The sequence below is a fragment of the Pseudomonas sp. SIMBA_068 genome, from assembly GCF_046534705.1.
Lineage (GTDB): Bacteria > Pseudomonadota > Gammaproteobacteria > Pseudomonadales > Pseudomonadaceae > Aquipseudomonas > Aquipseudomonas putida.
The window spans coordinates 1-284 of sequence record NZ_JAWRYI010000336.1 but is presented as its reverse complement, the minus strand read 5'-3'; the positions used below and the strand labels follow the sequence as shown (position 1 = coordinate 284).

Genomic DNA, 284 nt, shown 5'->3' with positions numbered 1-284 from the left:
CCGGTGCGGCGAAAACGGCCTTCTTCACCACCGGGGCGGAAGCGGTAGAAAATGCCGTAAAAGTGGCGCGTGCCTATACCCGCCGCCACGGCATCATCACCTTTGGTAACGCATTCCATGGCCGCACCTTTATGACCATGGCGATGACCGGAAAAGTGGCGCCTTACAAACGGGATTTCGGCCCGATGCCGCCGTCAGTCTTCCATGCACGCTATCCCAGCGCGGTTCAGGGGATCAGCATCGAGGCGGCACTGACCAGCCTTGAAGAAATTTTTACGCAGGAC

The 284-nt window shown here is 58.8% G+C and carries 1 protein-coding gene; it reads left to right on the top strand.

Annotation, left to right across the window (positions count from 1 at the left end; genetic code table 11):
• Positions 1-284: aminotransferase class III-fold pyridoxal phosphate-dependent enzyme (locus SB756_RS29430; protein ID WP_410913088.1), on the top strand; the 284-nt coding region annotated here is incomplete at both ends.